Annotated in this window: 28 protein-coding genes; 21 read left to right on the top strand and 7 right to left on the bottom strand. The window is 59.3% G+C overall.

From position 1 onward, the window contains the following. Positions 1-86 precede the first annotated feature (86 nt). Positions 87-296 carry a Cro/CI family transcriptional regulator gene (locus QYS36_RS19070; RefSeq protein WP_308840950.1) on the bottom strand — a complete coding sequence of 70 codons (210 nt, stop codon included), beginning with the start codon at positions 294-296 and terminating at the stop codon, positions 87-89. An 87-nt stretch (positions 297-383) separates the two neighbouring features. On the opposite strand from QYS36_RS19070, the gene QYS36_RS19065 reads away from it, so the two are divergent. From QYS36_RS19065 to QYS36_RS19045, 5 genes are read left to right on the top strand one after another with little or no spacing between them, the layout of a single operon-like run. Continuing rightward, positions 384-1235, top strand: coding sequence for a LexA family transcriptional regulator (locus QYS36_RS19065; protein WP_308840949.1), 852 nt, complete (start codon positions 384-386; stop codon positions 1233-1235). A gap of 22 nt (positions 1236-1257) precedes the next feature. Then, positions 1258-1833, top strand: coding sequence for a hypothetical protein (locus tag QYS36_RS19060; protein WP_308840948.1), 576 nt, complete (start codon positions 1258-1260; stop codon positions 1831-1833). Positions 1834-1835: 2 nt separating this feature from the next. Beyond that, on the top strand, positions 1836-2429 hold the full coding sequence (locus QYS36_RS19055) for a hypothetical protein (RefSeq protein WP_308840947.1): 594 nt from the start codon (positions 1836-1838) through the stop codon (positions 2427-2429). A 53-nt stretch (positions 2430-2482) separates the two neighbouring features. Then, a complete protein-coding gene (locus tag QYS36_RS19050; RefSeq protein WP_308840946.1) occupies positions 2483-2857 on the top strand; it encodes a hypothetical protein in 375 nt (124 codons plus the stop codon). Between the two features lie 41 nt (positions 2858-2898). Continuing rightward, complete coding sequence (locus QYS36_RS19045) at positions 2899-3372, top strand: hypothetical protein (protein WP_308840945.1); 474 nt, start codon at positions 2899-2901, stop codon at positions 3370-3372. 35 nt (positions 3373-3407) lie between these two features. Here QYS36_RS19045 and QYS36_RS19040 read toward each other — a convergent pair whose 3' ends face one another. Both QYS36_RS19040 and QYS36_RS19035 read right to left on the bottom strand, forming a co-directional pair. After that, positions 3408-3728, bottom strand: coding sequence for a DUF1654 domain-containing protein (locus QYS36_RS19040; RefSeq protein WP_308840944.1), 321 nt, complete (start codon positions 3726-3728; stop codon positions 3408-3410). A 54-nt stretch (positions 3729-3782) separates the two neighbouring features. Beyond that, positions 3783-4055: a DUF1654 domain-containing protein gene (locus QYS36_RS19035; RefSeq protein WP_308840943.1), complete on the bottom strand. Its 273-nt coding sequence runs from the start codon at positions 4053-4055 to the stop codon at positions 3783-3785. A 192-nt stretch (positions 4056-4247) separates the two neighbouring features. Between QYS36_RS19035 and QYS36_RS19030 the strand changes: the two genes are divergently transcribed. The 12 genes from QYS36_RS19030 (at position 4248) to QYS36_RS18975 (ending at position 10628) form a co-directional block, all read left to right on the top strand. After that, positions 4248-4916: a hypothetical protein gene (locus tag QYS36_RS19030; RefSeq protein ID WP_308840942.1), complete on the top strand. Its 669-nt coding sequence runs from the start codon at positions 4248-4250 to the stop codon at positions 4914-4916. Positions 4917-5348: 432 nt separating this feature from the next. Next, positions 5349-5564: a hypothetical protein gene (locus QYS36_RS19025; protein ID WP_374990473.1), complete on the top strand. Its 216-nt coding sequence runs from the start codon at positions 5349-5351 to the stop codon at positions 5562-5564. Positions 5565-5588: 24 nt separating this feature from the next. After that, positions 5589-5960: a helix-turn-helix transcriptional regulator gene (locus QYS36_RS19020; RefSeq protein ID WP_308840941.1), complete on the top strand. Its 372-nt coding sequence runs from the start codon at positions 5589-5591 to the stop codon at positions 5958-5960. 66 nt (positions 5961-6026) lie between these two features. Beyond that, positions 6027-6206 carry a hypothetical protein gene (locus QYS36_RS19015; protein WP_308840940.1) on the top strand — a complete coding sequence of 60 codons (180 nt, stop codon included), beginning with the start codon at positions 6027-6029 and terminating at the stop codon, positions 6204-6206. Between the two features lie 64 nt (positions 6207-6270). After that, positions 6271-6465, top strand: coding sequence for a carbon storage regulator CsrA (gene csrA / locus QYS36_RS19010; protein ID WP_308840939.1), 195 nt, complete (start codon positions 6271-6273; stop codon positions 6463-6465). Between the two features lie 167 nt (positions 6466-6632). Beyond that, a complete protein-coding gene (locus QYS36_RS19005) occupies positions 6633-6830 on the top strand; it encodes a hypothetical protein (RefSeq protein WP_308840938.1) in 198 nt (65 codons plus the stop codon). After that, complete coding sequence (locus tag QYS36_RS19000) at positions 6827-7201, top strand: hypothetical protein (RefSeq protein ID WP_308840937.1); 375 nt, start codon at positions 6827-6829, stop codon at positions 7199-7201. Before QYS36_RS19005 ends, QYS36_RS19000 begins: the two co-directional genes overlap by 4 nt. Beyond that, positions 7201-7401 (top strand): hypothetical protein, encoded by a 201-nt coding sequence (locus tag QYS36_RS18995; RefSeq protein WP_308840936.1) that lies wholly within the window; start codon positions 7201-7203, stop codon positions 7399-7401. Before QYS36_RS19000 ends, QYS36_RS18995 begins: the two co-directional genes overlap by 1 nt. Positions 7402-7660: 259 nt before the next feature. Continuing rightward, a complete protein-coding gene (locus tag QYS36_RS18990) occupies positions 7661-8416 on the top strand; it encodes a hypothetical protein (RefSeq protein WP_308840935.1) in 756 nt (251 codons plus the stop codon). Further along, positions 8403-10022 carry a YqaJ viral recombinase family protein gene (locus QYS36_RS18985; RefSeq protein ID WP_308841393.1) on the top strand — a complete coding sequence of 540 codons (1620 nt, stop codon included), beginning with the start codon at positions 8403-8405 and terminating at the stop codon, positions 10020-10022. The genes QYS36_RS18990 and QYS36_RS18985 overlap by 14 nt, the downstream gene beginning before the upstream one ends. A 7-nt stretch (positions 10023-10029) precedes the next feature. Next, entirely contained in the window at positions 10030-10383 is a 354-nt protein-coding gene (locus QYS36_RS18980) for a hypothetical protein (RefSeq protein WP_308840934.1), read from the top strand. Then, entirely contained in the window at positions 10383-10628 is a 246-nt protein-coding gene (locus QYS36_RS18975) for a hypothetical protein (protein WP_308840933.1), read from the top strand. Before QYS36_RS18980 ends, QYS36_RS18975 begins: the two co-directional genes overlap by 1 nt. 79 nt (positions 10629-10707) lie before the next feature. Here the strand turns inward: QYS36_RS18975 and QYS36_RS18970 are convergent, their stop codons facing one another. Then, positions 10708-10932: a hypothetical protein gene (locus QYS36_RS18970; protein WP_308840932.1), complete on the bottom strand. Its 225-nt coding sequence runs from the start codon at positions 10930-10932 to the stop codon at positions 10708-10710. 111 nt (positions 10933-11043) lie between these two features. Between QYS36_RS18970 and QYS36_RS18965 the strand changes: the two genes are divergently transcribed. After that, complete coding sequence (locus QYS36_RS18965) at positions 11044-11802, top strand: GIY-YIG nuclease family protein (RefSeq protein WP_308840931.1); 759 nt, start codon at positions 11044-11046, stop codon at positions 11800-11802. Positions 11803-11819: 17 nt separating this feature from the next. On the opposite strand, the gene QYS36_RS18960 is transcribed toward QYS36_RS18965, so the two are convergent. Both QYS36_RS18960 and QYS36_RS18955 read right to left on the bottom strand, forming a co-directional pair. Continuing rightward, positions 11820-12305, bottom strand: a complete 486-nt coding sequence (locus QYS36_RS18960) for a hypothetical protein (protein WP_308840930.1) — start codon at positions 12303-12305, stop codon at positions 11820-11822. 5 nt (positions 12306-12310) lie between these two features. Beyond that, entirely contained in the window at positions 12311-12580 is a 270-nt protein-coding gene (locus QYS36_RS18955) for a hypothetical protein (protein ID WP_308840929.1), read from the bottom strand. A gap of 112 nt (positions 12581-12692) precedes the next feature. Here QYS36_RS18955 and QYS36_RS18950 point away from each other — a divergent pair, with 112 nt between their 5' ends. After that, positions 12693-14390, top strand: a complete 1698-nt coding sequence (locus QYS36_RS18950) for a DUF4942 domain-containing protein (RefSeq protein ID WP_308840928.1) — start codon at positions 12693-12695, stop codon at positions 14388-14390. Positions 14391-14398: 8 nt separating this feature from the next. Further along, complete coding sequence (locus QYS36_RS18945) at positions 14399-15523, top strand: site-specific DNA-methyltransferase (protein ID WP_308840927.1); 1125 nt, start codon at positions 14399-14401, stop codon at positions 15521-15523. A 5-nt stretch (positions 15524-15528) separates the two neighbouring features. Here QYS36_RS18945 and QYS36_RS18940 read toward each other — a convergent pair whose 3' ends face one another. After that, entirely contained in the window at positions 15529-16296 is a 768-nt protein-coding gene (locus QYS36_RS18940) for a hypothetical protein (protein ID WP_308840926.1), read from the bottom strand. A 436-nt stretch (positions 16297-16732) separates the two neighbouring features. On the opposite strand from QYS36_RS18940, the gene QYS36_RS18935 reads away from it, so the two are divergent. After that, positions 16733-17587 (top strand): HNH endonuclease signature motif containing protein, encoded by an 855-nt coding sequence (locus QYS36_RS18935; RefSeq protein ID WP_308840925.1) that lies wholly within the window; start codon positions 16733-16735, stop codon positions 17585-17587. Positions 17588-17603 lie beyond the last annotated feature (16 nt).

The following is a 17603-nucleotide window of genomic DNA, read 5'->3' as shown; positions in this document are numbered from 1 at the left end:
GATCGCCGCAGGCGTACTGGATAAAGCCACACCCCTTTCAGCACGCTGCCGAAATGGCGGACGGGTTTGTAGGATGTGAGGGGTGGTTAGGCGGCCCTGATCTGCTCTCGCTTCGCGCAAAGATCCTTTGCAGTCACGAGACCATTGGTCAGCTCTTCAGCTTTAAAAGCAGCTTCAGCGCTCATCGCGTGAACACCAGCTAGCCAATAGGAAACGGCAGGCTGCGAGACGCCGAGCGCTTTTGCGGTTTTGGTCTGCCCGCCGAAAAAATCGACGAGCTTTTCGATTGGACTCATGGCAAAGACTCCTGATAAGCCTGCTTATATCGTATGAATAAGGAGGCTTATTTGCAAGGCCATAAGCGAACTTATAGATTTGCGCGCATGAGCACACTTGCAGAAAGATTGAAACAGGCGCGGCGTCATGCCGGCCTGACCCAGAAAGATCTGGCAGCGGCCGCGCGCGTGTCTCAACCAGTGATTTCCCAAATCGAAAAAGGCGAGAACCTTCAGAGCGTTCATCTCGTCGCCTTTGCGCACGCCTGCGGCGTGAATGCCATCTGGCTTGCGGAAGGAAAAGGCGAGATGGCGGTCCAGGCCGGCGGCACTGATACGACCGCCGCTTCCTTTCCTGTCGGCGCCGGGAAGTCGTCGACCGCCAACCTTGTCCTTGACATGCTCAAGGGCAAAAACCTGCGCCCCGATCAGCTCAGCCGCATCGAGCAGGCCGTCTCCGACACCATCGAGGACAAACCAGCCGCTCAGACCGACAACGTCATCACCGCGGACTTCTCACGCCGCCCTATCGTGGGCGACGAAATCCGCATCGCGCATTACGACGTCCAGGGCGCCATGGGCGGCGGAAAGGTCGTGCATGATTTCCCCGAAATGTTCCGCGACGTGACGGTCAGCCAGCAGCACCTGCGCGAGCTCGGCGTCACCTACAAGGATCCGGCTCACCTGAAGCTGATCACCGGTGCCGGCCAGTCGATGGAGCCGACGATCAAGGACAAAGACCCCCTGATCGCAGACGCCAGCATTCGGGAATTCGTCGGCGACGGGATTTATGCCCTCTCCTGGCATGGCCACTTCTACATCAAGCGCCTGCAGGTGGCTGACGCCGAGCACTTCGAGATGATCTCCGACAACCCGAAACACAAGGATCGGATCGTTCGAATCGACGAGACCTATATCCAAGCCAAGATATTGCTGGTCTGGAACGCAACGCGGGTTTGAGCACGACAAAACAAGGACGTGTATGAGTTACGAGTTTCTCCTTTCAATGGTCGCGGTACTCGCGGCAGGCGCCTGGCACTACGGTTCATCTGGTCCCGATAAGCGCGAGAATTTTCGAAGGTGGCTGTCTGAGCACACTCGGCGTGCAAAGCCAGTGATTGCCAGTTCAGCGATCCGCTTGCTGTTCCTGTGTTTACTGGCTGGTGCTGCAGTCATCGCGTGGTCTGCGGCTAAGGAGATTTACGAGTTCCGCGTTAGCTCTGAGCCAATCACGCGCAGAGATGTGTTCAGACTCATCCTGAATACCTTCAACGCCATCGCGTATGCCGGCGCGTCGGTGGCATTCCTTCTGCTAGCCATCGCGCCGCTCCCAAAGCAACGATTGCCACTGATTCTCACTGAAGGCAAGCCTGTAAGAATTCGCCTTCAGGGCTCTACTGACGCCGAGGCGCTGAAGAAAGCTCTGCATGAAGGAATTACCGTAACCGTCAGCATCGACAGTAAGCGGCACGTGCACATCGAGGCAGACAATCTGGACGGCATCTCTCTGAGCCAGTTGCCTGCGACGCCTTCTTCGAGCACCACAATCAAGGACTGATCATGCTTCGCCACTTCGCCATCGCATCAGCGTTAATTCTGCTTACGGCCTGCTCCAATATCGAGCACAAAACGCCTGAGGTCAGGGAGCAAATCAAGCGCGACCTGAATATTGATCAGATTGTCGACACGGCGCAGACAAGTTTCTGCTGGCTTGCCATTAACGGAGTAGCTACCTGCAAGTACACGTCCGCGTACAGCATCCTCACGCCCGACAGCCTTTATTTAACTGATTATGAGAAGGGATCCTTCGTGCAGAAGGACGTTATCCGAGCCAAAGACGTGAAGTGCATCAGCGATGTTGATGGGCAGAATTTCTACGTCTTCAAGGATAGGCAAGCCGTCTCGCTGATCCCCTACACCGAAGTGCACAGAGCACCCTTGGAGAACAATCCGGAATACCGCGCAAAGGTGATCAAGATGCTGCTTAGCAACGGTCAGCCATATCTGACTGGCGAGGCGGCAACCTTCATTCGAGATACCGGGCGCAAGGAGTACAGTGTTCACAGTATTTACACAGGCGCCGGCCCCATACCGATTGCCGTAGGGAATGAAGTCCAGCAAATAATCAGCCCATGCCCCGCAGGTGCACATTGAGCATAGCTTTTTCAGGGCATATCAATCTCAGGACGAGGAGGCGCAGGCTCTAAATGCAATCAGCAGAGAAGCAATGTCCATTCTGCGCTGAAACAATCAAAGCTGAAGCCATACGCTGCAAGCACTGCCATGCAGACTTGACTTGCGCGCCGAGTGCGCCTTCTGCCCCTGCCATGCCTAGTGGCCTCGGCTTTTTCTCGAAGATGCTGATCACGGTCGCTATAGCGGGCGCTCTCTACCTTGGATTCGGCTTTTACATCAGCAATACACCGGAAGGCAAAGAGAAGATCCGCGCACGAGCAGCGATTGATTTGTGCCATGACGAGCTTGCTATGTATAGGGGCTCAATCGCGTCTGCGGACATCATCGCAGGGGCTTGCCGCAAGCTGGAAGATGACTTCCGGCAGAGATTCGGGCATGCACCGTGAAGAATCGCCAGCTCATCCGCTAGCTGCTCAAGGAAGAAACGATGAACCGCACCCTCGCCATATACCTGTTCAGCGCCGCCACCCTGTTCGGCCTGGTCGCCTACAAGGCCGTCTACATCGACCGCGACCCTGAAAAGCTGGCCGCCGAAGCGCTGGAAAGTGCGACTAAAGTGGCGGAGCTAACCGCGATCATGGTCAATCGGGATGCGCCGCAAGTGATTGACGATCAGGTCCGCCTCGAAAAGGCCGAGGCTGGCCCAGGCGCCCTGGTTACCTACTACTACACGTTCATCAACTACGACGGCGAAGCGCTCCCCGAAGACGCGCTGGCTGAAATGCGCGCCGACATGTTGAAGCAAACCTGCAACAACGAAGCGCTTCGCAAGCCATTTAGCGATGGGTTGAAGTACGAATTTCAGTACGCCAACAACTTGGGAGCCACCGTGGCCAGTGTTTCGGTGTCTGCTGAAGGCTGCCGCTCATCTGGGCTCGCTGCTGCGGCTGCCGAACAATGAGCACAGCTGGCCAAGGCTGGAGACCTGCTGGAGAGCTAAAACGGCGCCTCGTTCTTGGCTTGCTCCGCCGGCCGCGCGCCGGCGCCGAACGAAATGCTGAGGTCTTCAGTCTTCTCCCACTGCAGGATCACTGAGCCTGCCTCTTCGAAGTCCATCTGCAGCCCGCTTGTGGCCGCCAGCCTATCCATCACCTCGCCCCACTCCGCGTCGCCGTCGGTTTCCAGCCGGTGAATCCGCACGCGCTTGCCCAGCCATGCGACAGGTGAATCGACCATGGCCAGCACTCGGCGCGCTAGCTGATCTGAGCCTGGAGCGATCGCCTCGTAGTCTTGTGCCTCTGCTGCTTGCCTACCCATACCACCCTCCTCGATTCTCTGCCTTACCAATTTCCCCGATCCACAAGCAGGCACCTAAAACGGCGCCTCTTCCTCGACTGGCTCTACCGCCTCGCTGCGCTCTGCTCCCTCCTCCGGTTCGCCGGCTTCCCAGGTGATCACCGCGTGGCCGTCTCCATCGAAGGCCAGCGCCAGGCCGTCGGTGTCCGCCAGCAGCGTCATGATCCCGTCCCAGGCTTCGTCGGTGTCCGTATCCAGGCGGTGAATCACCGCCCTCCTCTCCAGCTGCGCCTTTGGCGAGCCGATCATTGCCGACACCCGCAGGCCCAAGCGCTCGATTGCGGTCATTGGTGCTGCTTCCTGTATCTTCTGCGCTTTTTGTTGCCTTGCCATTTGACCCTCCTCATCACTGTATACACATACAGTATTTGAGGTGGCCCATTGATGGCAATAGGCAGACATCGCGGAGGCACAACTGAGAATTCCGATGATGGCGTGGTGATGGTAGAGTTCGCGCCACTATGCCCTGGGAGGGATCCTATGAAGTGCCCAAGCTGCGAACACGAAGCGCCTGTAGCGGATTTTGGCGAGCCTCTACGCTGCCCTGACTGCGGCATCTTTTACGAAAAGGCTGTAGAGCTAAAGCTGGAGCGCGAGGCCAAGCAGACCCGGCATGAAGCGCCCGAGCCTGGGCCGAACGAAGCAAGGGCCGTGTCTGCAGCGGTTAAGCAATGCAGCAAGTGCCGGGCGTTCATGGATAGGAAGGCGACAGTCTGCCCGAGCTGCCGTACCAAGCAGACGCGCATGATCGGCACGGTCAGAGGGCTGATCATTATCGCTGCTGCCACTTGGTTCTTCGTATCGATTTTCGGGAGTTCCGACAGCACGGCGCCTGCTACTGCATCAAGTCCATCCACTGCAGCTTCACCGGCCCCTGAAAAGCCTAAGTGCGAAGACCCGGTCATGGCTTTCGTCATGTCTCAGAACTTCGTCAAACAGAGGCTGAAATCTCCATCCACCGCAGATTTCCCGTACTCAGGCGCAGACGGCGTGCACATCGCCAAGATTGCTGAGTGCAGCTACCAGGTGATCGCTTTCGTCGATTCGCAAAACGGGTTCGGCGCGACGATTCGCAGCAGGTACAGCGTGAATATGACCGCCACTCCTGACGGCAAGCGCTGGTCAGCTAAAGAGCTTGTGATTCAGTAAGCCGCCTGATCGCGAACGAGCCCGCCACGTGCGGGCTTTTTTGTGGGCGTTCGAAAATAAATATAAGCATGCTTATTGACGCATCAAGATAAGCGGGCTTATATTTTATCCATCGAAGCGCAGAACACCGCGCTGAAGGCCGAGAGGCCTGGGGCAACCCGAACGCTCTTTCACAACTTGGAATCCTCGCGGCGTGATCCTGGCTTGCCAGTACAGCGCGAGTAACAAATTTCACGCCCCACGCAGGCTCTGGTACCTGCCGGACTCCCCATATGGGAGGACGCCAAACCATGCAAGCCAGTCGGGAAGAACACCGAACACGAAATGTGTGACCCGGCCAGAGAGAGGACTCCGGCGCAACGCATGGGATGGAAAGCGATTCACTGAAGCACCTGGGCAACCGGGTGCTTTGGGAATCCAGAGGGCAAGGACATGAAACAGAAACTCACTCCCCGGCAGCAGGAAGTGCTCGACGCGATCAAGGCGATGATCGAGCAGAACGGCTGGCCGCCCACGCGGGTCGAGCTGGCCAAGCACTTCGGCTTCGCGTCACCGAATGCAGCTCAGACCCTCCTGGAAGAAATTGCCAGGAAAGGCCACATCACCATCACACCGAAGGTCAGCCGCGGCATCCGCATAGCGGCCTGATCATCGCATCAAGGAAGGCGAGAATTGAACGACACGATCATTTTCGGCAACTGGCAGGGATTCAAGGACAAGGGCCTGGCGCCGCGCGAGCTGGAAGCGACGGTGCTGGCCGCCGGCGACCTGACCATCAAGCAGATAGCCAAGCAAATGGGCGTCTCACCCTGGACGGCGAAGGATAGGATCGACGATGCCAAGCACAAGCTGGGCATGCAGCGCTCCATTCGTGGGCTGGCGATGGAGGCATACCGCCGCGGCATCATCGCCCCGCTCGCCCTGGCCCTGCTGATCGGCACCGGGCATCACGACGCTCCCACACCACGCCGCCCTGCCACACCTCGCAGCTATGTCCAGTTTCGCATCGCTCGCAAGGTCGAGGACGTATCCCTGGCCGCGTGAAGGATTTCACTCGATACCCTTGGCGACAGGGGTATCCGGGAAATCAACCACAGCAGAGGCAACACCATGAGCGCGTTCAAGAAAGGCCAGGACGTCATCCTCACCAACCCACGCGGCACCGATAAGTCGGGCAAGTTCGTAGGCATCAAGAACCTGGGCAGTGGCCGGGGCGGCGGCGAGTATTTGATCGTCGACGTAGGCGGCAAGGAACTGAAGGCGCGGGCCAGCAAGGTGCGTGCGGCCTGATTTCACTGGCTGGCCTTGGCGACAGGGCCAGACGGGAAATCAACCCCACGGAAAGGAACACACCATGCTCATGCTCACCCGTCGCGTAGGCGAAGCACTCATCATCGGCGAAGGCGCTGACCGTATCACCGTAACGGTGACCGGCATCGCCGGCGGCCAGGTCAAGATTGGCGTCACGGCGCCCAAGCAGATCGCGGTTCACCGCGAAGAGATCTACGACCGCATCCAGGGCGAGAAGCAGCACGCCAAGGCGTCCTGACTACCTGGCCCGCTGCAATACCTGGTCCCGGCTATACGCCGGGATTTTTATGCCCGCATTTCCCCAGCCCAACAGCATTGGCAGGCGCCCGGCAGGCTATTCACGCAGCCCCGGCTTGGTCACCGACGCCGGTCGCCTGACCAATGCTGTTTATGAGGATCACCACTGTGAACAGAGTTCTATTCATCAGCATCGCTGGCGAGCGGCAGGTCTTCGAAAACGTCGACCTCGACACCTGCATCGGCGAGGCCAACCGGCTCAACAAAGAGCGCGGCCTTCATGGCGGTGTGCATGTGGTCGAGCGCAACGACGGGTATCGCCTGTCCGCGCGCGAGTGTCGAGAAGCAGCGGAGGCTCGCGTATGAACGCATTACAGCAATGCCAGTGGCGGCACGACGGCGCCGAGCCGGACACAGCCCCTACGCCCTGGATCGAAACCAGCGCCGGCCAGGAATGGCTGGAAGACAGCATCAAGACCCTGGTGCTGGGCTCTGATGTGACGGTCTCGTTCAGCCCGAAGGTCGTCGTCAGGGCGCTCGACTTCATCATTGAGTTCGGCCAGCAGGCCGCCGACATTTACGCGAACGACGCGACATATCATCTGGACTGGACCCTGGCCCGCGGGCACGGTGCGTTCGGTACCCGATATAGCGACCTGGCCCGCCAGGTGGCTGAGAAGATGCTGAGGCCTCACACGGCTGCGGCGGAAGCTGCCGCGAAGTGGAGGGACTTCTGATGACCACGAATCCCGTCACCACCATCGCCGACGAGCAGCTGGCCGAGGTCGAGCAGCGGCACACCATCCTCCTGCAGCGCGGCCAGTCACTGCCCGATGCCTTGGGCCTGCCCCGCGATACGCGCTTCACCGACACGCCAATCCGCTCGCTGCTGACTATCAAGGGTGGCCGGCGCTACCTGGAGGTGCGCAATGGGTGACGCTGCGTTCTGGATCTGCCTGACGGTGCTGGTAGTTCTGTTCGCTGGCAACGATCCGCTGATTGACCGCATTGGCCAGTCGCCTGGACCGTGCCAGCAGGGGGAGCCATGACTCGGCACCAACGCGCCCGCCGCTACGGAATCTGGCGCGGCGCCCTGGCCATGATCACCCTCTTCCTGATCCTCGCTGTTCTCGGGCCGTCCCTGGCCTGACTCGACACTTTCTCAATCCATCGCCACTTTCGGAAGGAGCCATTCCGTGAGCGAACTCGCCCTGAAACAAGCCTTTAGCCTCGCGCCGCAGACGATCGACGAGGCACTGCGCTTCGCCGATTACCTGGCTAAATCGACCATCGTCCCGAAGGACTTCGCCAACAACCCGGGCAACATCCTGGTAGCAATCCAGTGGGGCATGGAGCTGGGCCTACAGCCAATGCAGGCCATGCAGAACATCGCGGTTATCAACGGCCGCCCGGCCCTGTGGGGTGACGCGGTGATCGCCCTGGTTCGCTCCTCGCCGCTCTGCGAATACGTGTACGAGAACATCGAAGGCGATGTGGCCACGTGCCGCGTGAAACGCCGCGGTGAAGACGAGCAGAGCCGGACGTTTAGCATGGCTGACGCCAAGGCAGCGAACCTGACCGGCAAGGCAGGCCCCTGGACGCAGTACCCCAAGCGGATGCTGCAGCTGCGTGCTCGGGCCTTCGCGCTGCGCGACGTTTTCCCGGATGTGCTTCGAGGCATGCCGGTCGCAGAAGAGGTCATGGATACGCCGACCGAGCGCGAGGTGAACGCCAGCCGGCCGGCACCGAAAGCCGAGGGTCTGCCGCCCTATCCCGACAGCAAGCTCGAAGAGAGTCGCGACGCCTGGGTTGACGCCATCAAAGCGGGGCGCACCAGTCCGGAGCACCTGATCGCCACCATCAGCAGCAAGTACACCCTCACCGACGCGCAGAAGGACAGGATCCTTGCGCTGGCGGCCCTTGAAGGAGAGCTCGACCATGCAAATTCATAATGTCCCCCAGGGTTCGCCAGAGTGGCTGGCCCTTCGCTCCGGCTACTTCACCGCAAGCGAGGCGCCGGCAATGATGGGCGCTTCGAAGTATCAGTCTCGATCTGATCTGCTCGCCCAGAAGAAGACCGGCATCGTGCCGGAGGTCAGCGCCGCCCAGCAGAAGCTGTTCGATCGTGGCCATGAGACGGAAGCCCTGGCCCGGGCCATCATCGAAGCACAGATCGGCGAGGACCTGTTCCCGGTCGTCGCCACCGAGGGCAACCTGCTGGCCAGCGTGGACGGCATGGACATGCTCGGCAACGTCCTGTTCGAGCACAAGCTGTGGAACGAGAACCTGGCGGCACGGGTGCGCGCCCGCGAACTCGACCCGCACTACTTCTGGCAGCTCGAGCAGCAGCTCCTGGTAACCGGTGCTGACCGCGTGATCTTCGTATGCTCGGATGGGACAGAGCAGAACCTGGTGCAGATGGAATATCGCCCTGAGCCGGGCCGCCGCGAGCAGTTGCTGGCCGGCTGGCGTCAGTTCGAAGCGGATCTGGCTTCGTTCCAGCCAGCGCCGGCGGCGGCACAGGTGGTCGGTAGCGCACCCGATTCGCTGCCGGCTCTGCGCATCGAGGTGACTGGTATGGTCACCGCCAGCAATCTGGACGCGTTCAAGGCGCACGCGCTGGACGTGTTCCAGGGCATCAATACCGACCTGCAGACTGACCAGCACTTCGCCGACGCCGACACGACGGTGAAGTGGTGCAGCGAGGTGGAAGATCGCCTGGCTGCCGCCAAGCAGCATGCACTCAGCCAGACCGAAAGCATCGATGCCCTCTTCCGGGCTATCGACGAGATCGCGGCCGCCGCCCGAGCCAAGCGTCTCGAGCTGAGCAAACTGGTTGAGGCACGGAAGAAATCGATCCGAGAAGATATCGTCATCGACGCGGCCAAAGCCCTGCAGACGCACGTCGACGAGCTGAATGCGTCGTTCGGCAGTAAGGCACGTTTGCCGCGCATCGCTGCTGACTTCGCTGGAGCGATCAAGGGCAAGAAGACGATCGCCAGCCTGCGCGATGCCGCAGCTACCGAGCTGGCCCGGGCGAAGAGCGAGGCGTCTCGCATTGCCGAAGGCGTGAAGGTCAACATCACGAGCCTACGCGAGCTGGCTGCAGACCACTCCTTCCTGTTCGCTGACTTCCAGGAACTGGTGCTGAAGGCCAACGATGATCTGGTCGCCCTGATCAAGGTGCGCATCCATGATCATGAGCAGGCAGAGGCACAGAAGCGCCAGGCTGCAGAGGCTCAAGCCAAGGAGGCGGCGGCACCGGTCGCCCCGGCCAGTCAGCCGGAGCCAACGCTGCAACCTCAGCAGTCGGCACCGGTTACGCATGCCGCTCCGGCGCCGGCCGCTGCCGTTGACGATGGCCAGCGCATCAAGCTCGGCGACATCAACGGCCGGTTGGGCTTCAACCTGACCGGTGACTTCCTGCGCTCAATCGGCTTCGAGGCTGTTGGCCGTGAGCGTGCCGCCGTCTTGTACCGCGCCGCAGACTTCCCGGCGATCTGCTCGGCGCTGATCAACCATATCCAGCAGGCTCAGCAGAGCCGCATCGCTGCGTGAGGTGCCCATGCTTGCAGCAACCAGCATCCAACTCCGCGCTCCCGAGCGTGACGAACTGGCGGCCCTGCAGGAGCAATTCCTGGCCGCTGGCGGACAGGTCGACCAGCTGGCGATCACCGACCGACTGCCCGAGCGCGTCGGCAAGCTGCGCGACCGAGTACGCACCCAGCTGCACCTGAGCCGCAACAGCCGGCGCGAGCTGGATCGCAAGGATAAGGACCTGTCACAGCGCGCCGCGGCGTTGGCGGCAACCGGCCTAGGCTCACAGCACATTCGCAAAAAGCTGGGCCTTGGACCAGTGGCGTTCGAGCAGTTCATGGCTCGGCACGGCATCCAGCTCCCTGGATCACGGAGTGCTTGATGGCCAAGTCAGCAACTGTACGAAAGCAGGAGCAGCGAGAGCGCGACAGGCTGGCCGAAGAAGAACGCCTGGCCAGGCTTCTGTCGCGCACCATCAAGCTCCACCTCTTCAAGGCCACCGACGCCCAGTTGATTCGCTCCATGGAGCGGCTGGGCATCGAGGAGCCGCAAGACCTCATCAGCCGCCTGATCTGCGGCGCCGACCGCCTCGATGACAAAGCCCTGCGCGAAATCACATCAGTGTGACGCGTAGGCGTGACCGTCAGCCTCAATCATCAAAAGGAATGGTCGGTCGCAACCAACTGCTGAGCAGAAACTCAGCAAATCACTTCGATGCTGGATCAAGCGGAAATGGACGATATGCGGCAAGGTTCTGGTTCAAGTAGCGCGCGATTTCCCGCGCCTTCGCCATATCAGTTCCTGCCGGTAGGTCAAAGGCAGGAGGATCAACAGGAAGCCCTGGAATGTCGTCATGAAATTCCATGTTCAGGCATGGCACTCCCTCAGCCGATTCCTTGATGGTGAATACGATTCTCGTCTTGTGGCTCATACATCCTCCTTTGTTAGGCCCATTGCCGCCCCTCGGTAATAACTCATCCCTGCCAGAATTACCACCACGCCGCATCCAGCCATGGAGTCCGGCGCCTGCATGGAGAAAGCCATGTCAAAGTTCTACTACCAGATCAAGGGCCGCCAGCCAGCGGGGCCGCACCGGGAAGCTGAATGGGCCTGGCCACCAGTCTTCAGCGGCATGGTCGAGGCATCGGACCGCAAGCAGGCGAAGGCGCAGATCGAAGGGCTCTACGAGCGGCAGTTCCCAATGCGGGTGCTGCGGACAGATATCACCGATCACGCCTACCTGCTCCACATCCAGGAACTGACCGAGAAGGACACCTACCTGCTGCGCCGCTTCGAAGACACGACCTGCAAGGAATGCGGTACGGTCTTCCGACTGATCGACAAGTACAACGACCCCAACACCGAAAATACCAGCCACGACTACTGCACCGAGGCATGCAAGCAGGCAGCCCGGGGCCGCGAGCTATCGGAATTCCGCCTGGTCACCGAAGGCCTGGCCCCGCCGGTGATCTACCAGGTGCGCCAGAAGTCGACCGGCCGGGTCTACGTCGGCCAAACCACACAGGCATTTACGCTGCGCTGGTGGCAGCACCTGAGTAACCCCAGCGCCTGCAAATTCCACATGGCGCTGAAGAGCACCGACATCACCGATTGGGAATTCTCGGTGATCGAGGTCATCACCTACCCAGAGGGCTGCAAAGATCGAGCGGCCTACATCACTCAGCGTGAAGGCCACTGGATTATGACTCTCTCAGCGGCAGACGAAGGATTCAATACAGTGCGGCCTGCTGGTGTTGCCGATCTGCGCCAGGTGGCCCTGCCTCTTGCTTGCGACACCTAACTCACGCGGCCAAGTAATCAGCGGAGTATCACGTGCACTTCGTATCCTTTGCCTGTAGGCCAATTATCGCGGGTGACCTCAATCTCGCCCGCCCCTAAACGCTCTTTAACCGGCTTGCCGTTCGAGACTGCATTCTTGATAGAAGCTGGCAGCGGAGCCCCCAGCATCAGAGCCGAAAGACGATCCGCGGCCTTGAGCAATTGCGGCGTTGCCTTAACGGCTTGGCTCGGCTGGTTATAGTTCAGGACAAGTTTTACCTGTGCAGCTGAAGAGCCACTGCCAGTTGCGTAGTAAGCCAAGTTGTTCGGCAGGCCTGACGAACTGCCGATGTCCTTATAGTCGCTTGCACATCCGGCCGTACCATCTCCGTAATCAACCCACTTGCGGCCCTTCAAGCCTAGGTCAGCCAGTACCGAGCAAACAGCCGGCGCATCTTTGATTTTCAGCTCGGCTGTAGCCGGTACAGAGAGCAGCGTCGCAATCATTAAAGCAAGAATCTTCACCACGTTCACACCTTCAGTATCCGTTGAAAGGAAGTCACTCCGTTATTGCGGAAGGCATTTTCACATGCATCCCAGTACTGAAAGATTGCTTTTCGAGCATCGTCGACTGAGTCATAGCCAGCATCGGGCGCCGGCACGCCTCTAACTGTTGCATGAAACTCGCAGTGGTAGAGATTCTGTCCACACTCCTTGAAGATGCTAGCGGTGGCCTCTCCAGCGCCGTTGGTGAACTCATTCGCCGTAAGCGTCACAACCAACTCCCTGTAAATGGGCATTGCGTTCTCCTGTATCCGGCCCCATGCCGGATAGCTGTAATAGCCCATCGAATTCTAAATTGCCACTACGCCGCATCCAGACATGGAGGACGGAGTGCGCCCGGAGCAGCCCATGTCAGCAGTCGAAAAGGTCACGCTCGGCGAGATCGTCGAGGACGTCTCAGAGTTCTTCGCCCCGATGGCGGCCGACCTGGTGGACAGCTTGATCAGCCAGTACAACGCTGCCCGTGCCAATGTCGAGGCCCTGGCCGGCGCCGTACGCAGCGGGCAGAACGCCTCGGTGCTGCATTACTTCGTTGAGGGCAATGTCCGCGAGGAGCGCTACACCCTGCCGACGACGGTCGATGCCCTGTTCCGCGCCGAGGGCGCCATCGCCCAGCTCAACGCCGACTTCTGGAGCCGGGCGCTACGCCTGACCGATGTGCTCGACCACATGCCGCAGAAGCGACGCGACGAGTGGTTCGACCAGATCCGAAACCCGGAAGGTCGCAAGGCTGCCCGGCACACCAGCGAGACGGAGCTTCCGCCGCTGCCCGAGTTCGAAGAGGCAACTGTGCGCTCTACCCTTGCTGGCCTGCTGCACAGTCGCGCCCAGTTCTTGGCCGAGCGGGTCGATGGCATATTCCGCGCGTTGAGCCGAGAGCACGTCACCAACTGCCCTCAGGGCTTCAACAAGCGCATGATCTTGCTGCGCGCCATCACAAGCTACGACACCATTGACCATGGCACGGCCGGCGTCATCAACGATCTGCGCTGCGTGATCGCGAAATTCATGGGCCGTGATGAGCCGAAGTGGAACGACACCAGCGGCGTGATCAGCATCGCCCGCCGGGACAATGGCCGCTGGCTCGGTATCGACGGCAACGCACTTCGCATCCGAATCTACAACGGTGTTGGCACCGCACACCTTGAAGTGCACCCGGAAATGGCCTGGCGGCTGAACGCCATCCTGGCCAGCCTTTACCCACTGGCCATACCCTCCGAGCTCCGCACCAAGCCCAAGCGCGCGAAAAAAATCAAAGACTTCGAGCTTTATGATCGGCCCCTTCCGTTCGCTGTACTGGATCTCTTGGCCGGAATGAAGGAGGCGCATCGTGCTCGCGAGAACCCAGGCTTCCGCGAGAGCAAATTTGCCGCCATCCCGAAGACGCGCCGCTTTGATCTGGGTGATCACAACAAGGCCGCAATGGCCGAAGCAGAAAAGGTGCTGGCGGCTATCGGCGGCGTACGTGACAAGGAAGGCAATGTCGACTTGTGGCGATTCGACTACGAACCGGGTCAGGTACTGAACCAGATCGCCTGCTCTGGCTGCATTCCCGACCAAAAGTCTCACCAGTTCTACCCGACACCGCACGCCGTCGCCGAATTCGTGGCAAGTGTCGCCAATGTGCACGGCGAGGAATTGATTCTTGAGCCAAGCGCAGGCACTGGCGGGCTAGCAAGCTGGTTTCCAGCCCTCGGCACAACCTGCGTGGAAATCAGCAGCCTGCACTGCAAGGTGCTTGAAGCGCTGGGCTACGAGGCTATCGAGGCGGACTTTCTCAGCTGGAAGGCAAAACACCCGTTCGACCTGGTAGTGATGAACCCGCCATTCAGCGAGGGTCGCTGGCTCGCTCACCTGCAGCACGCTGCGCCGATGCTCAAACGTACCGGACGGCTGATTGCCATCCTGCCGGCCAGCGCCAAAGGGAAGGATGTTCTGCCCGGCTGGAGCCTGGAGTGGGCGCGCACGTTCGACAACGAGTTTGCAGGCACAAGCGTTTCAGTAGTGGTGCTGGTTGCTAGGCCTGACAAACGCGCTTCGCAATAGGAGCCTTAATGGAATCTCACCAGATACTCATCGGCGACTGCATCGACATGATGCGCACGCTGCCGGATGAAAGCGTGCACACCTGTATCACCAGCCCACCCTACTTCGGGCTGCGTGACTACGGCGTTGAAGGTCAGATCGGCCTGGAAGAAACCCCAGCCGAGTTTATCCAGCGCCTGGTCGAAGTGTTCCGCGAAGTGCGCCGGGTGCTACGCAAGGACGGTACCGCCTGGGTGAACATGGGGGACAGCTACGCCAGCAAACCAAATGGGCCGCTTGGATCTGGCGGGCACCTGGTGGATTTGCCACATGTTGCGGTGCGCACCGCGCAATCCCGGCGGTCCAGCCGGGTACCTGAAGGCTTCAAGCACAAAGACCTGATGGGCATGCCATGGCGACTCGCCTTCGCCTTGCAGGACGACGGCTGGTACCTGCGCCAGGACATCATCTGGCACAAGCCGAACCCGATGCCGGAATCTACTCGCGACCGTTGCACGAAGGCGCATGAATACCTGTTTCTCCTGAGCAAGTCGCGCCGGTACCACTGCGACATGGAGGCGATCCGCGAGCCGGCCATATATGGCCCGACACCAACCGGAGTTGGCTTCGGCCACGGCTTCGGCGAGGTCACCAAGCCGCGGGCAACGGTTCCAGCAGGCTGGGACACCAGCAAGGGCGAAGGAGGCCACGGAGCCTTTCATCAAGAGGGATCCGCCAGGGCCAAGCGCGATAGCTTCAAGCGTGACGAATCGAAGAGAGCGCAGCAGATCCCCAAACAGAACAACGGTACCCATCGGCCTGACCGGGCCGAAAGCACCTACGACCTGCATACGCGAAACAAGCGCAGTGTCTGGACAGTGGCAACACATGCCTTCAAGGGCGCTCATTTCGCCACATTCCCCCCTGACCTGATTCGGCCATGCGTCCTTGCAGGCGCGCCACGCGGTGGCCTCGTACTCGACCCATTTGGTGGTGCCGGTACCACGGGCGTCGTCGCAATGCAGGAAGGTCGCCGGTCGATCCTCTGCGAGCTCAACCCAGCCTATGCCGCAATGGCACGGGCCAGACTGGATCAGGCGTGGATCGACGGCGCGGCGCAGATGGACATGCTGATGGATGTGCCGGCAGCTTGATGCTCTTATTTTTTGAGGGTCATCACTCGGACAAGCTCCAGCACAGCTGACACTACAATTCCTGACAATGGGTAATCAGGCCTCCGCCAGGGGTCGACTAACGCGACTGCAGATAAAAGCGCTCCAACAATCCCCAATTGATTGAGCAGATGTTCATCGCACGACTTGATCCCTACTGGAACTGCGTCATCGCTGGCATAAAGCAACTTGTTTCTGAGGTTGGCTCTTTGCTTAATTACTCCATGGACCTCCTGAATATATTTTTTCTTGAGCCTGACTCGAACTGTGTCACTAATCATCTCTTGCAGAGTTTGCTGTCCCTGGGTGATCAAATTAAGCGGCGGCCTCGGATGCACCGAAAAGTTATGGGCTTTTAGCGGCAATTCGATTTCCATAGCAGGGCGCCCAGGATCATTAGTAAGCTTTATGATGGGCAAATGAAACGGAAAGCCCTCGCGCTTAAAGTTGTCACCAGCCCAATCCAAGACACCTTTAATGAAGACTATTACACCTGCTTTACTTGCATGATTATGAAAGTGGAGTTTCTCGCTTTCTGGGTAGCCTTGAGCCTTGAGTGAGGCTATGAGTGATGTTGCAGCCTCTTCTTCTGCACATATAGATCGAAAAACAGCCATATGCATGTCGGAGTCTTTTAACTCCCAAGCCTTCCGGATATGTGCAATGGCGCTGAGGCCGGCAAACTTTACTCGGCCCTCGCATTCGCTAAGCATTTTTTCAAACCAATCGAGTTGCTTCGAATCAGCGTCATTCACTCTTTGTTCATCTCGCCCTTAAGCAGCATTGATATTGGATGCCGAACAGCAAATACGAGTGCCCGATCTGTCGATCTGTCCGAGGCTGATTAGCAGGCCGGGGCGTCTTGACTACCCCAGCTGTCGCTGGAGGTGCTTGAGATACTCCACCGCTTCGCTCTTCTGCTGAGGTCCACCCGGCCCATCGCTTCCCAGAAGACTGCTTTGAGCAAACTCGAAAATTGACTCGCGCGGAATCGATATCCCGCTGGTTCTCAAGATGCCAAGCAGAAGATGCTCGAGTGCGTCGACTTGCGCTTGATTGCTCATAATCACTCCCTTTACCCGGCCCCATGCCGGTACCGCACTGATACCCCATTCCCGGGCAATAAGCCACTACTCACCTCCACATCGAACCGTTACCCTTCAGCACCTGAAATGAAGCCAAGGACAGTGCATGAGCTCGCCCTACGAAATCGCCTTTGAAATCGGGAAGGTCTATGACAGACGCACCCAAATTCACGAGCCCTTCGGAGGCAGTCGGCAGAGCGGGATATCACCTTCAGCCAAAGCACCGGCAGTGTTTATTTTCACGGGAGATAGCGGCGAGCAGTTTGGCTATACCGACCGGTACGATGAATTTGGCGTCTTCCATTACACCGGAGAGGGTCAGGTGGGGGATATGCTGCTGCGTGGTGGTAATAAAGCCATTCTGGAACATGCCAGCAATGGGGCTTCACTGCATCTCTTCAAGGCCCTTGGGAAGAGAGCCGGGAAGAGCTTGGGTCAGCAGTACATGGGGGAATTTGTCTGCGCTGATCATGTTTGGAGGGACGGTCCAGATCGGAATGGCGCCACTCGACGAATCATTCAGTTCCACCTGCTTCCAATAGATCGCGTGAACGAAGCTGTAGTCGACGAAGCTACTGGTACCCCTCTCCCCTCATCCCTGACGGAAGCGCGTGCGCTCGCTCTTAATGCAACGAGCTCGCGGGAGGGATCAGACGCCAGCACTGCAGTCAGAAGGATCTACCAGCGCAGCGCTCAGGTAAAACACTACGTTTTGCTCCGCGCCGCGGGGCGGTGTGAGTCCTGCGGCAAAGACGCCCCCTTCATCAGGAAGGACGGCACGCCATATCTGGAGCCTCACCACATCAACCGCCTATCAGACGGTGGTCTTGATCACCCGAAGTTCGTTGGAGCGGTATGCCCCACATGCCACCGCGAGATTCACTACGGTGAGCGAGGCGCCGAGAAAAATGAACAGCTGCGCACCTACGTTGAGCGACTTGAGCACGGCATCTGGGTTTGATCGACAGCCCTCGGCA

Origin of the sequence: Pseudomonas sp. G34 (assembly GCF_031119625.1) — a bacterium.
In the GTDB taxonomy this organism is placed as follows: Bacteria; Pseudomonadota; Gammaproteobacteria; order Pseudomonadales; family Pseudomonadaceae; genus Aquipseudomonas.
Note: the sequence above shows the minus strand (reverse complement) of the source record. Positions and strands in the feature narration are given on the sequence as shown.